Genomic DNA, 12,499 nt, shown 5'->3' on the forward strand with positions numbered 1-12,499 from the left:
AATACGAAAAACCGTCGAGCGCAATGCACAGCCTGATCGACCGCCTGGAAGACTTCGACCGCGCTTCGGGCAATCGGGTGGAGCGGCTGATCTTCAACCACCGGCCCTGGGTGATCCTGTTGTGCCTGCTGGCCACCCTGGCGCTCGGCTGGCAAGCCGCGCGGATCGGCATCAACGCCAGCTACGAGAAGACCATCCCCAGCAAGCATCCGTTCGTGCTCAACTTCCTCTCCGAGCGCAGCGAGCTGAGCGGCCTGGGCAATGCCCTGCGGATCGCCGTGACGGCGGAGCAGGGCGATATCTTCAGCGCCGACTACCTCGACACCCTGGCCAAGCTCAACGACGAGATCTACCTACTGCCGGGGGTCGATAAGCCCTATATGAAGTCGCTGTGGACGCCGACCACGCGCTGGACCGCGGTGACCGAAGACGGCCTGGACGGCGGCACGGTGATCCCCGGCAGCTACGACGGTACGCCGGCCAGCCTCGATGAGGTGCGCACCAACGTCGCCCGCTCCGGCGAGATCGACCAGCTGGTGGCCGCCAACTTCAAATCCAGCGTGATCTACGTGCCGCTGCTGGAGATCAACCCGGAAACCGGCAAGGCGCTGGACGCCGGCGAGTTCTCGCGGCGCCTGGAGGCCTTGCGCGACAAGTACCAGAACGATCAGGTGCGCATCCACATCACCGGCTTCACCAAGCTGATCGGCGACCTGATCGAAGGCCTGCTGCAGGTCGCGATGTTCTTCGTCGCCGCGGTGGCGGTGACCATCGCCGTGCTGTTCTGGTACACCCGTTGCGTGCGCAGCACCTTCGCCGTGGTGCTCTGCTCGCTGGTCGGCGTGCTCTGGCAGGTCGGCCTGCTCGCGGCCATGGGCTACGAGCTGGACCCCTATTCGATCCTGGTGCCGTTCCTGGTGTTCGCCATCGGCATGAGCCACGGCTCGCAGAAGATGAACGGCATCATGCAGGACATCGGCCGCGGCATGCTGCCCTGGATCGCCGCGCGCCTGACTTTCCGTCGCCTGTTCGTCGCCGGCCTGACCGCACTGATCAGCGATGCGGTGGGCTTCGCCGTGCTGATGGTGATCGAAATCCAGGTGATCCAGGACCTGGCGATCACCGCCAGTATCGGCGTGGCCGTGCTGATCCTGACCAACCTGGTGCTGCTGCCGGTGCTGCTCAGCTATGTCGGCGTCAGCGCCAAGGCGGCGCAGGATGACAGCGCCGGCGTGGCCCGGCATCCGCTGTGGCGTCTACTCGATCGTTTCACCACCCGCCGCTGGGCTGTCGCCGCCGTATTGCTCGGCCTGTTGTTGGCGGTGCTCGGCAAGGGCATCGGCACCCAGTTGCAGATCGGCGACCTCGACCCCGGCGCCCCGGAGCTGCGTGCGGATTCGCGCTACAACCGCGACGTGCAGTTCATGAACGACAACTATGCCGCGAGCTCCGACATCTTCGTGGTGATGATCCGCACCCCCGAGGATCAGTGCACCCGCTACGGCACCCTGGCGGCGGTGGATCAGTTGGCCTGGCGCCTGGAGCAGTTACCGGGCGTGGAATCGACCAACTCCATGGCGGCGCTGAGCAAGATCGCCACGGCTGGCTACAACGAGGGCAACTTCAAGTGGTACGAGCTGGTGCCCAACGACGGCGCCCTCGGCGCGGTGCAGACCCGCGCGCCACGCGAGTTGTTCAATCAGGGTTGCTCGCTGCTGTCGCTGTACGTCTACCTGGCCGATCACAAGGCCGAAACCCTCAATCGGGTGGTGGCGACCAGCGAAGCCTTCATCGCCGCGCAACAGCTGCCTGAGGTCAAGTTCATGCTCGCCGCCGGCAGCGCCGGGATCGAGGCGGCGACCAATATCGTGGTCGAGCAGGCCATGCAGGACATGCTTTACTGGGTCTACGGCGCGGTGATCCTGCTGTGCTGGGTGACCTTCCGCAGCTGGCGCGCGGTGCTCGCGGCTATCCTGCCGCTGATCCTCACCTCGATTCTCGCCGAGGCGCTGATGGTCGGCCTGGGCATGGGCGTCAAGGTCGCCACTCTGCCGGTGATCGCCCTCGGCGTGGGCATCGGCATCGACTACGCGCTCTATGTGCTGAGCGTGATCATGGCGCGCATGCGCGCCGGCGACTCGCTGTCCGAGGCCTACTACCGCGCGCTGCTGTTCACCGGCAAGGTGGTGCTGCTGACCGGCATCACCCTGGCGATCGCCGTGGCCACCTGGGTGTTCTCGCCGATCAAGTTCCAGGCCGATATGGGCATCCTGCTGGCCTTCATGTTCCTGATGAACATGCTCGGCGCGCTGATCCTGCTGCCGGCCCTGGCCTACTTCCTGTTGCCGCAGAAGGTCTTCGGCGCCAAGGCCGAAGCGCCTGCGCTGCCCCAACCGGCTGGAGAGGTCTGAATGCGCGCCCTGCAGGGCGGCTGCCTGAGCCTGTGGCTGCTGGCCTCCTCGGCGCTCTGGGCTGCCGCGCCGGCGCAGCAGTATCAGCAGCTGCGCAGCCAGGCGACCCTGCTGGCGGTCAACGCGCTGCTCTACTTCGATGCCGACCCGCGGCTGCAACCCGATGCCCGCCACCTGACCAGCCTGCGCGAAGCGCAGCAGCGCCTGGACGTGCTGGCCGTGGAACTTGGCCTGCCGCCGGCGATCGGCGATTCGCTGGCCAGCCTGAATGCCTGGCTGGACGGTTTGCAGGCGTTGTCGCGCGACGATGCGCCACGCTACCCGCAACTGCTGGTCGGCCTGCTCGATAGCCGCGCGCAACTGGATCAGCAGGCAGCCGTCGCCTACCAGAAAGAAGAGGACCAATTGCCGCCGCCGACGCGCCTGCTCAACCGCCAAAGCCTCGCTATCGCCAGCCTGTTGCTGCACGCCCAGGCCCGCAGCGCGCGGGTGATCGGCGATCATTCGCTGGCTTTCGCCGAGGCCGAGTTCGTCGCTCGGGATCAGGCCATCGAGCAGGGTTTCGCCGAGCTGAGCCGGCTATTGCCGGAGCAGGCCGAGGCGCTGCATAAACAGCGCCTGGCCTACCGCTTCGTGCGCAAGCGCCTGCTCGATCGCGATCCGGGACAGGTGATCGGCGGGTTGGAACGCTATCTGGCGGGAGTCGTCGTGGGGCTGAATGAGCTGGCGGCGCGTTAGGGCGTCGACCGGCCAGGTGAAGGCAAGCACGCCCTGTTGCACAAGGTTGACCAGCTCCTGGTGGCGGTCGGTTACTACAAGAAAGCCAATAGCGAAGGTCTGCAGATGTCCATTACGCAAGCGTTTATTATCAGCCGGGATCCGGCGCGTCTGATGCGCCGCCTGTGCAAGCACTGGAGTCACAAGTTTCCCGTCGAACTCGACGAGCAGCGCGGGCTGGTGCGGTTCCCCACCGGCACCTGCGAGTTCCTCCACGAGGCGCAACTGCTCCAGGTACGCCTTGCCATGGCGGAGGAAGGGCTGCCGAGGATGCAGCAGGTGGTGGCCGAACACCTGCAGCGGATGGCCGGCGATGAGCCGTTGGCGATCCAGTGGTGCGAGAGCCTGGAGTAGGGCGTTGGCAAGCGTTGGGCTATGGACTGTTCGGGACAAGGGTGGCAGTACGGCCTTTGTGAGCCGACTGCCAGCAGCGCTATGCCCGGCAGTCGGAGCAACTAGTCGATCGCCTCGTAAGGCAGGCCGACGTAGTTTTCCGCAATGGTCTTGCGCCCGGCCTCGGAGCCGACGAAGTAGTCCAGTTCGGTCTGTTGCATGCGCTGGCTGAAGGCGTCGGTGTCGGGGAACTTGTGCAGCATCGAGGTCATCCACCAGGAGAAGCGCTCGGCCTTCCAGATGCGCCGCAGGCAGATCTCCGAGTATTTTTCCAGCAAGTCGCTGCGGCCCTCGCGGTAGACCTTGAGCAGGATGCGGTACAGCGTGCTGACGTCGCTGGCGGCCAGGTTGAGGCCCTTGGCGCCGGTCGGCGGGACTATGTGGGCGGCGTCGCCGAGCAGGAACAGGCGGCCGTATTGCATGGGCTCGACCACGAAGCTGCGCAGCGGGGCGATGCTTTTCTCGATCGACGGCCCGGTTACCAGGCGTTCGGCGATCTCGGTCGGTAGGCGGCTCTTCAGTTCATTCCAGAAGCGCTCGTCCGACCAGTCCTCGACCTTTTCCTCGGCGCCCACCTGCACGTAGTAGCGGGTGCGCGTCGGCGAACGCATGCTGCACAGGGCGAAGCCGCGCTCGTGGTTGGCGTAGATCAGCTCCTCGGCCACCGGCGGGGTGTCGGCGAGGATGCCCAGCCAGCCGAACGGATAGACCCGCTCGAACTCCTTGAGCACCCCGGCGGGGATGGACTGGCGCGCCACGCCATGGAAACCGTCGCAGCCGGCGATGTAGTCGCAGTCCAGGCGCAGGCGCTCGCCGTTATGCTCGAAGGTGACATGCGGCTGCTCGCCCTTGAGGTCATGCGGCTGCACGTCGCTGGCGCCGTAGAAGGTCTTCGCCCCGCACTGCGCGCGAGCCTGCATCAGGTCGCGGGTGACCTCGGTCTGGCCATAGACCATCACCGTCTTGCCGCCGGTGAGTTGCTTCAGGTCGATGCGTTCGCAGCGGCCATCGAAGGCCAGCTCGAAGCCGTCGTGGACCAGGCCCTCGTTGTCCATGCGTGCGCCGACCCCGGCCTCGCGCAGCAGCTCGACCAGGCCCTGTTCCAGCACCCCGGCGCGGATGCGGCCGAGCACGTAGTCGGGGCTCTGGCGTTCGATGATCACATTGGCGATGCCGGCATTTTCCAGCAACTGGCCGAGCAGCAGGCCCGATGGGCCGGCGCCGATGATGGCGACTTGCGTCTTCACTGTTCTTGTCATTGTTGTTGTCCTCGCTGAGGCCGGCACGCTGTACCGACTTGGATGATCACAGGACAGTATTTTTGATGGTATGGACCGTCTGTTGAAGGCACTATCCAATTGCCGTCATGGACTTTTCGAGGATTCAGGCATGCCTTCCAGTGTTCGCGGCACTATTCCGGTGTTCAAGCTCTATGGTGAGACGGGGGTCTGGCCCACGCCGGACCTGATCCACTGCGAATCGATCGCCGAACGCAGCCGCCTGCATGATTGGGAGATCAAGCCCCATCGGCACAGCGACCTGGTGCAGCTGCTCTATGTGCAGGCCGGTTGTGCCGAGCTGGAGGTCGAGGGGGCGCTGAACCGGGTCGAGGAAGCCTCCCTGCTGGTGGTGCCCGCGCTGAGTGTCCACGGCTTTCGCTTTTCCCGGGATGTCCAGGGCCATGTGCTAAGCCTGGCGCTGCCCCTGGTCGAGCAACTGGAGACGGGCTTACCGCTGGCCCCGCTCGCCGCTGCGAGCTGTCATGCCGTAGGAGAGGAGAAGCCGCGGCTGGATGCCTTGTTCGCGTCGATTGCCCAGGAGTACGGCCAGCCGGCCGCCGGGCGCGATCTGATGTTGCAGTCGCTGATCAGCATGCTGCTGGTGTGGATTGGCCGGCGCTGCCTGGCGGCGCAGCAGCACGAGGCCGCGCCGCTGGACAAGGGGCGTGTCCACCTGCAGCGCTTCACCCGCCTGCTGGAAGAGCACTACCGCGAGCACTGGCCCATCGAGCGCTACGCCACGGACCTGGGGCTCAGCGCCGCCCACCTGAATGCCCTGTGCCGCAGCCTGGCCGGACTCTCGGCCCTGCAGGTGATCAACCAGCGGGTGCTGCTGGAGGCCAAGCGTAATCTGGTGTACACCACCATGACCATCAACCAGGTGGCCGATAGCCTCGGCTTCTCCGAGCCGGCTTACTTCTCGCGCTTCTTCAAGCGTTCCACCGGTGTCGCCCCGCAGGCATTTCGCCAGCGCCGCTAGGCTCGCCAACCGCGTAGCGAGATGCAGGAGTGCGCCTATCGCCTGCTCAGCAGCACCCCGGCCTCCATGTGGTGGGTGTAGGGGAACTGGTCGAACAGTGCGCAACGCGTGACCCGGTGGGTGTCGCCGAGCTGGGCGATGTTGGCGGCCAGGGTCTCGGGGTTGCAGGAGATGTAGAGGATGCGCTCGAAGCGCCGGGTCAGTTCGCAGGTGTCCGGGTCCATGCCGGCGCGCGGCGGGTCGACGAACACGCTGCCGAAGTCGTAGCTCTTCAGGTCGATGCCGGCCAGGCGGCGGAACGGCCGCACCTCGTTGAGCGCCTCGGTCAGTTCTTCGGCGGACAGGCGCACCAGGGTGACGTTGTCCACGCCGTTGTCGGCCAGGTTGGCCAGGGCGGCATTGACCGAGGACTTGCTGATCTCGGTAGCCAGTACCTTGCGCACCCGGCTGGCCAGCGGCAGGGTGAAGTTGCCGTTGCCGCAATACAGCTCCAGCAGGTCGTCGGTGCGTTCGCCCAGTACCTCGTGGGCCCAGCCGAGCATCTTCTGGTTCACTTCGCCGTTGGGCTGGGTGAAGGCGCCTTCCGGCTGGCGATAGCGGTAGCTACGGCCGGCCACCTGCAGTTGTTCCTCCACATAATCCTTGCCGATGACGATGCGCTTGCCGCGCGAGCGGCCGACGATATCCACCTGCAGGTCGGCGGCGAGCATCTCGGCCTCGGCCTGCCAGGCCGCGTCCAGCGGGCGGTGGTAGCACAGGGTGATCAGCGCGTCGCCACTCAGGGTGGTGAGGAATTCGACCTGGAACAGCTTGAAGGAGAGCACCTCGCTGGCCTGCCAGGCGCTTTTCAGACGCGGCATCAGCGCGTTGATCCGGGCGCTGGCGATGGGGAAGTCGTCGAAGAAGATCGGCGTGTGTTTGTCGCCGGCCGCGAACATCGCGTAATGGCGCTTGCCGTCTTCGCGCCACAGGCGGAACTCGGCGCGCAGGCGGTAGTGCTCGCGCGGCGACTCGAACACCTCCGGTGCGGGGGCATCGAAGGGCGCCAGCAGCTCGACCAGGCGGTCTTTCTTTTCGGCGAGTTGGGCGGCGTAGTTGGCGGGATCGAATTGGGGGCGGCTCATGGGTTACTCGTAAATTTGAATGTTGCAGCGCAATTAGAGCGCCGCGTAACCCGGCGCATTGGAGGCGACCTGGATAAATGGTGGGTTACGGCGCGTCAATATCCGCTGTGTTGTCATGTATTGCCTGCGCGCCTAACCCACCCTACGGATCGTTACGCGAACCAGCCCAGCTTGATCACGAACAACACCGACAACACCACCAGAGCCGGGTTGAGGTCGCGCCAGCGGCCGGCCAGCAGCTTGATCAGGGTCCAGGCGATGAAGCCGAAGGCGATGCCGTTGGCGATCGAGAAGGTCAGGGGCATGGCCAGCGCGGCGACCACCACAGGGGCGGCGACGGTGAGGTCGTCCCAGTCTATCTGCGCCAGGCTGCTCATCATCAGCACGGCGACGAACAGCAGCGCCGGCGCGGTGGCGAAGGCCGGCACGGCGCCGGCCAGCGGGGCGAAGAACAGGCTGAGGAGGAACAGCAGGGCGACCACGCAGGCGGTCAGGCCGGTGCGCCCGCCCGAGCTGATGCCGGCGGCCGACTCGATGTAGCTGGTGGTGGTCGAGGTGCCAAGGGCGGCGCCGGCCATGGTCGCCGTGCTGTCGGCCAGCAGGGCGCGGCCGAGGCGCGGCAGCTTGCCGTCCTTGTCCAGCAGCTCGGCCTTCTGCGCCACGCCGACCAGGGTGCCGGAAGTGTCGAACAGGTCGACGAAGAGGAAGGCGAAGATCACGCTGAGCAGGCCGATGTCCAGGGCGCCCATGATGTCCAGTTGCAGCAGGGTCGGCAGCAGCGAGGGCGGCATCGACACCACGCCAGTCAGTGGCGACAGCCCGAGCAGGATCGACAGGCCGGTGATCAGCAGGATGCCAATCATCACCGCCCCCGTGACCTGACGGTAGGCCAGGGCGGCGATCACGAAGAAGCCCAGGCAGGCCAGCAGCACGCCGCCCTGGCTCATGTCGCCGAGGGTCACCAGGGTGGCCGGGTGGTCGACCACGATGCCGGCGTTCTTCAGCGCGATGATCGCCAGGAACAGGCCGATGCCGGCGGCAATGCCGGCGCGCAGGGCCATGGGGATGCTGTTGATGATCCACTCGCGGATCCTGAAAATCGACAGCGCGAAGAAGATCACCCCGGAGAGGAACACCGCGCCCAGGGCCACCTGCCAGGTGTGGCCCATGGTCAGGACCACGGTGTAGGTGAAGAAGGCGTTGAGGCCCATGCCCGGCGCCAGGGCGATCGGGTAGTTGGCGACCAGGCCCATGATCGCCGAGCCGATGGCCGCCGCCAGGCAGGTGGCGACGAATACCGCGCCCTTGTCCATGCCGGTTTCGGCGAGGATGCTGGGGTTGACGAAGAGGATGTAGGCCATGGTCAGGAAGGTGGTGATGCCGGCGAGGAACTCGCGGCGAACCGTGGTGTGATGCGCGTCGAGGTGGAAGAGGCGTTCCAGCATGCGGGGCTCCCTGTGGCGTCGGTTACGCCTTCGATGTCAGACCAAAGCAAAGCACATGTGCACGATTTTGCTGGCGATCTGGAAAAAGGCGCGCATCATAACAGCTCGTCCGCAAGCGGTGCAGGCGTGACCCGCGGGCGTTTTTCGTTGTGTTTATCGAGGAGGCAAACATGACTTCACGTGCCCTTGTCACCATTGCCGATGGCGTCGAAGACATCGAATGCGTGACCTTGATCGATGTGCTGCGGCGCGCCGAGGTCGAGGTGGTGGTCGCCAGCATCGAAGGCCGGCGCATGATCACCTGCGCCCGCGGTACTCGCCTGACCGGCGATGCCATGCTGGTCGACGTGCTGGCCCAGGAGTTCGACCTGATCGTGCTGCCCGGCGGCATGCCCGGCGCCCAGCGTCTGGCCGAGCATGAACCGCTGGCCGAACGGGTGCGGCAGCAGGCCAAGGCCGGCAAGTTGTTCGCCGCGATCTGCGCGGCGCCGGCGCTGGCCCTGCAAGACTATGGCGTGCTCAAGCAGCGACGCATGACCTGCTACCCGAGCTTCAGCGAGCGCCTCAGTGGTTGCACCTTCGTCGACCAGCCGGTGGTGGTCGACGGTAACTGCATCACCAGCCAGGGCCCGGGTACCGCGCTCGAGTTCGCCCTGACCCTGGTCGAGCAACTGCGCGGCAAGGGCACGCGCAAGCAGGTGGCCGAGGCCATGCTGGTAGCCTAGGTCCGTCTCTGTGTCGGCGCTTCGCGCGGCGCTTCTGACGCTTGCCGGCTGAGCAGGGACGACAGCTGACTGTCGCGGCGTGCGATGAACAGGCGCAGGCGCTCGGCGTAGTCCGCCGGCGCCGCTGCGCGTACCGAGGGCCGCTGGGCCAGGGCCCGGCGCCAGCGTTCGACCTTGTCCAGGCCGGCGAAGGTGGCGAAGTCTGCTATCTGATCGAACACCTGCCAGTAGCGGAATAGTGGGGCGAAGGCCGCGTCCACCAGAGAGAAGGCCGCCCCGGCGAACCAGGGGCCATCGCCCAGTTCGTCCTCCAGTTGTTCGAAGCGCCGCCGCATAGCCTGGTGCTGGGCCTCCAGCTGCGTCGCGTCGGTGGCGTTGTAGAAGCGCGCGATGTCGTTGAGCAGGGCCGAGGCGAACTCGATCCAGGCGCGGTGGCGGGCGCGCTCGAAGGCATCGACTGGATGCAGGCGCGGGGCCAGGGTCTCATCGAGGTACTCGGCGATCACCGCCGACTCGAACAGCACGCCGCGTTCGGTGCGCAGCAAGGGCACCTTGGCCAGAGGCGAGAGGGCGAGAAACCAGGCGGGTTTGTCGTTCAGATCGACGTCGCGGCGGCTGAACTTCACGCCCTTCTCCGCCAGGACGATGGCCGCCCGTTGCACATAGGGGCACAGCGGGTGGCTGACCAGTTCCAGTGGGCTGTTCATTGGCTGGCTCCTTCGGCTTTCAGGGCCAGCGGGCCGTCGCCTAGCAGGACGTGGACCAGGGACATGGCGGCGAGGAACAGCGGGTATTCCCAGCCGCCATTGGGATTGGAGAACACCCAGCCATTGCCGGCATGGATCAGCAGTGCACCGATCAGGATCGGCAGCAGCGCCAGGGATACCCAGCGGCCGTGCAGGCCGAGCAGGATCAGCAGGCCGCCGAGGCTTTCCGCGAGAATCAGCGGCAGGGCCAGGGCGCTCGGCAGGCCCTGGCCGGCCAGCCACTGAGCGAGCCTGGCGACGCCGAAGGTGAACAGTTTGAGGACCAGACCATGGCTGATCCACATGGAGGCCAGGCCGATGCGCAGCAGCAGGCGCGCGGTGGCGGGGTGCGGGGGTAATTCTAAGCTGAGCATGGGCAGGTCTCCTGTCGATTGGTCTCGATGGCGTGACCCAGGCTATGCTTTGCAAATAAGCGGATAAATTCCCAATATCTGCAAATTGTCTATGCGGATTTGCATTGATGGACTGGAGCGACCTGCAGTACTTCCTCGCCGTTGCCCAGGGCGGCTCGATCAGCCAGGCGGCGCGCGCCTTGCGGGTCAATCACAGCACCGTATTGCGCCGCCTGCAGCGGCTGGAGCAGCAGTTCGGCGTGGCGCTGTTCCAGCGCCTGCCAGGTGGCTACCAATTGACCACGGCGGGCGAGGCCCTGGCCGGCCAGCTGGGCGGGGTGGGCGAGCAGATCGAGCGGGCCGGGCGCCAACTGCTGGGCCAGGACCTGCAGATTCGCGGCAGCATTCGCCTGACCTCCACCGACACCCTGTTCGCCAGCCTGCTGACCCCGCTGCTGGCCGAGTTCCGTGTTGCCCATCCGGGGGTGCAGCTGCAGCTGGTAACCAACAACAGCATGCTCAGCCTGACCCAGCGCGAGGCCGACATGGCGGTGCGCGGCACCAACCGACCACCGGAGAACCTGCTTGGCCGCTGCGTGGGGCGCATCCAGACCGCGCTCTATGCCTCGCCCGCCTACCTGGCCAGGTACCCGCAGACACTGCCGCTGGAGCAACACCTGTGGGTCGGCCTCGACGAGAGCCTGGCGCACCTGGAACAGGCGGCCTGGCTGCGGGCACGGGTGGCGGATGCGCAGGTGGTGGCGCGCAGCGACAGCCTGGTGGGCATGGTCGAATGCGTGCGTCTGGGCATGGGCGTCGGCCTGCTGCTCTGCCCGCTGGCCGATGCCCATGCCGACCTGGTCCGCCTGGCCGATGCCGACCCGGCGCTGGATACCCAGGTCTGGGTGCTGACCCATCCAGATCTGCGCGCGGTGGCGCGGGTGCGCGCGCTCGGCGAGTTTCTCTATCAACGGCTGAGCGTCGACCCGCGCCTGCAGCACTGAAGGCTCACGGCTGGCGCGCCAGCGGGGTCGCCTCGTCCGCTTCCTGCAGCCGGTCGCGCCGCGCCAGTTCCGGAAACAGTTTGATCCAGGCGCCGGTGACCAGCAGGGCGCCGACCCCGCCGATCAGCACCGCCGGCACGCTGCCGAACCAGGCGGCGCTGACTCCGGCACGGAACTCGCCAAGCTGGTTGGAGGCGCCGATGAACAGGCCGTTCACCGCACCGACCCGGCCACGCATCTCGTCCGGCGTCTGCAGCTGCACGAAGGCGCCGCGGATGACCATGCTGACCATGTCCGCCGCCCCCAGCAGCACCAAGGTCGCCAGGCTGAACCACAGCGAGGTGGACAGGCCGAAGCCGATGGTCGCCACGCCGAAGATCGCCACCGAGGTGAAGATCACCGGGCCGACCCGGCGCTCGATGGGGAAGTAGGCCAGCCACAACGACATCAGCAAGGCGCCCACCGCCGGCGCCGAACGCAGCAAGCCGAGGCCCCAGGGGCCGGTGAGCAGGATGTCCTTGGCGAATACCGGCAGCAGCGCGGTGGCGCCGCCTAGCAGCACCGCGAACATGTCCATGGAGATCGCGCCGAACACCTCGGCGCGGCTGCGGATAAAGCGAAAGCCGGCCAGCAGCGAGTCCAGCGAGGCCTTCTGTTTCAGTGGTAACTGGCGCGATGGCAGGCTCAGCATCAGGCTCAGGGCGGCGCCATACAGCAGCGCGGCGGGGCCATAGACCCAACCCGCATCCAGCGCAAAGAGCAGGCCGCCGAGCGCCGGCGCGACTACGGTCGCGGTCTGCATCGCCGAGGCGGAAGCGGCCACGGCGGCGGGAAACAGCCCCGGCGGCACGATGTTGGGCAGCAGCGCCTGGGTGGTGGGCATCTCGAAGGCGCGGGCGCTGCCGAGCAGGAAGGCGATCAGGAAGATCATCTCGCGGCTGAGGCTGTCTAGGGTAGTGCCGATCAGCAGGGCCAGGGCGACCAGGCCCTGGCCGCCCTGGCACAGTGCGGCAACCTTGCGCCGGTCGAAGCGATCCGCCACATGGCCGGTGAGGAGGATGAACAGGATCCGCGGGAGAAACTCGACCAGGCCGACCAGGCCCAGGTCGAGCACGTTGCCAGTCAGCGTGTACAGCTGCCAGCCGATGGCCACGGTGAGCATCTGGAAGCCGCTGGCGGTGCCCACCCGGGCCAGCCAGAAGGCGATGAAGGGGCGCTGGTGGCGCAGGAGCAGCTTGGCGTGGACGCTCATGAGGTATTTA

At 66.6% G+C, this 12,499-nt stretch carries 12 protein-coding genes; 6 read left to right on the forward strand and 6 right to left on the reverse strand.

From position 1 onward, the window contains the following. Positions 1 to 23: 23 nt before the first annotated feature. Genes ABZE94_RS15240 through ABZE94_RS15250 form a run of 3 tightly spaced genes read left to right on the forward strand, consistent with a single transcriptional unit; the run spans position 24 to position 3,542 of the window. Entirely contained in the window at positions 24 to 2,411 is a 2,388-nt protein-coding gene (locus tag ABZE94_RS15240; RefSeq protein WP_372876356.1) for an RND family transporter, read from the forward strand. Then, the gene (locus ABZE94_RS15245; protein ID WP_372876346.1) at positions 2,412 to 3,149 is read left to right on the forward strand and encodes a hypothetical protein; all 738 of its coding nucleotides are present in this window, start codon (positions 2,412 to 2,414) and stop codon (positions 3,147 to 3,149) included. A 36-nt stretch (positions 3,150 to 3,185) separates the two neighbouring features. Then, entirely contained in the window at positions 3,186 to 3,542 is a 357-nt protein-coding gene (locus ABZE94_RS15250; protein ID WP_372876347.1) for a DUF2218 domain-containing protein, read from the forward strand. Between the two features lie 101 nt (positions 3,543 to 3,643). Here the strand turns inward: ABZE94_RS15250 and pobA are convergent, their stop codons facing one another. Further along, positions 3,644 to 4,828, reverse strand: a complete 1,185-nt coding sequence (gene pobA / locus ABZE94_RS15255; protein ID WP_372876348.1) for a 4-hydroxybenzoate 3-monooxygenase — start codon at positions 4,826 to 4,828, stop codon at positions 3,644 to 3,646. Positions 4,829 to 4,970: 142 nt separating this feature from the next. Here pobA and ABZE94_RS15260 point away from each other — a divergent pair, with 142 nt between their 5' ends. Beyond that, complete coding sequence (locus tag ABZE94_RS15260; protein WP_372876349.1) at positions 4,971 to 5,840, forward strand: helix-turn-helix domain-containing protein; 870 nt, start codon at positions 4,971 to 4,973, stop codon at positions 5,838 to 5,840. A 35-nt stretch (positions 5,841 to 5,875) separates the two neighbouring features. Here the strand turns inward: ABZE94_RS15260 and trmA are convergent, their stop codons facing one another. Then, positions 5,876 to 6,964 (reverse strand): tRNA (uridine(54)-C5)-methyltransferase TrmA, encoded by a 1,089-nt coding sequence (gene trmA, locus ABZE94_RS15265; protein WP_372876350.1) that lies wholly within the window; start codon positions 6,962 to 6,964, stop codon positions 5,876 to 5,878. Between the two features lie 152 nt (positions 6,965 to 7,116). Then, the gene (locus ABZE94_RS15270; RefSeq protein ID WP_372876351.1) at positions 7,117 to 8,409 is read right to left on the reverse strand and encodes an NCS2 family permease; all 1,293 of its coding nucleotides are present in this window, start codon (positions 8,407 to 8,409) and stop codon (positions 7,117 to 7,119) included. A 170-nt stretch (positions 8,410 to 8,579) separates the two neighbouring features. On the opposite strand from ABZE94_RS15270, the gene ABZE94_RS15275 reads away from it, so the two are divergent. Then, positions 8,580 to 9,134: a DJ-1 family glyoxalase III gene (locus tag ABZE94_RS15275; RefSeq protein WP_372876352.1), complete on the forward strand. Its 555-nt coding sequence runs from the start codon at positions 8,580 to 8,582 to the stop codon at positions 9,132 to 9,134. Here ABZE94_RS15275 and ABZE94_RS15280 read toward each other — a convergent pair. Next, the gene (locus ABZE94_RS15280) at positions 9,131 to 9,841 is read right to left on the reverse strand and encodes a glutathione S-transferase family protein (RefSeq protein WP_372876353.1); all 711 of its coding nucleotides are present in this window, start codon (positions 9,839 to 9,841) and stop codon (positions 9,131 to 9,133) included. The genes ABZE94_RS15275 and ABZE94_RS15280 overlap by 4 nt on opposite strands. Then, positions 9,838 to 10,254, reverse strand: a complete 417-nt coding sequence (locus tag ABZE94_RS15285) for a DoxX family protein (protein ID WP_372876354.1) — start codon at positions 10,252 to 10,254, stop codon at positions 9,838 to 9,840. Before ABZE94_RS15285 ends, ABZE94_RS15280 begins: the two co-directional genes overlap by 4 nt. Positions 10,255 to 10,361: 107 nt before the next feature. Here ABZE94_RS15285 and ABZE94_RS15290 point away from each other — a divergent pair, with 107 nt between their 5' ends. Continuing rightward, complete coding sequence (locus tag ABZE94_RS15290) at positions 10,362 to 11,237, forward strand: LysR family transcriptional regulator (RefSeq protein WP_372876355.1); 876 nt, start codon at positions 10,362 to 10,364, stop codon at positions 11,235 to 11,237. A 4-nt stretch (positions 11,238 to 11,241) separates the two neighbouring features. Here the strand turns inward: ABZE94_RS15290 and ABZE94_RS15295 are convergent, their stop codons facing one another. Beyond that, positions 11,242 to 12,489 (reverse strand): MFS transporter, encoded by a 1,248-nt coding sequence (locus ABZE94_RS15295; RefSeq protein ID WP_372876357.1) that lies wholly within the window; start codon positions 12,487 to 12,489, stop codon positions 11,242 to 11,244. Between the last annotated feature and the right edge of the window lie 10 nt (positions 12,490 to 12,499).

Origin of the sequence: Pseudomonas sp., assembly GCF_041601375.1 — a bacterium.
In the GTDB taxonomy this organism is placed as follows: Bacteria; Pseudomonadota; Gammaproteobacteria; order Pseudomonadales; family Pseudomonadaceae; genus Aquipseudomonas.

Coding starts and splice junctions, on each gene's coding strand:
- ABZE94_RS15240 (WP_372876356.1), top strand. CDS start 24: ATGCACAGCCTGATCGACCGCCTGGAAGACTTCGACCGCGCTTCGGGC.
- ABZE94_RS15245 (WP_372876346.1), top strand. CDS start 2,412: ATGCGCGCCCTGCAGGGCGGCTGCCTGAGCCTGTGGCTGCTGGCCTCC.
- ABZE94_RS15260 (WP_372876349.1), top strand. CDS start 4,971: ATGCCTTCCAGTGTTCGCGGCACTATTCCGGTGTTCAAGCTCTATGGT.
- trmA (WP_372876350.1), bottom strand. CDS start 6,964: ATGAGCCGCCCCCAATTCGATCCCGCCAACTACGCCGCCCAACTCGCC.
- ABZE94_RS15270 (WP_372876351.1), bottom strand. CDS start 8,409: ATGCTGGAACGCCTCTTCCACCTCGACGCGCATCACACCACGGTTCGC.
- ABZE94_RS15275 (WP_372876352.1), top strand. CDS start 8,580: ATGACTTCACGTGCCCTTGTCACCATTGCCGATGGCGTCGAAGACATC.
- ABZE94_RS15280 (WP_372876353.1), bottom strand. CDS start 9,841: ATGAACAGCCCACTGGAACTGGTCAGCCACCCGCTGTGCCCCTATGTG.
- ABZE94_RS15285 (WP_372876354.1), bottom strand. CDS start 10,254: ATGCTCAGCTTAGAATTACCCCCGCACCCCGCCACCGCGCGCCTGCTG.
- ABZE94_RS15290 (WP_372876355.1), top strand. CDS start 10,362: ATGGACTGGAGCGACCTGCAGTACTTCCTCGCCGTTGCCCAGGGCGGC.
- ABZE94_RS15295 (WP_372876357.1), bottom strand. CDS start 12,489: ATGAGCGTCCACGCCAAGCTGCTCCTGCGCCACCAGCGCCCCTTCATC.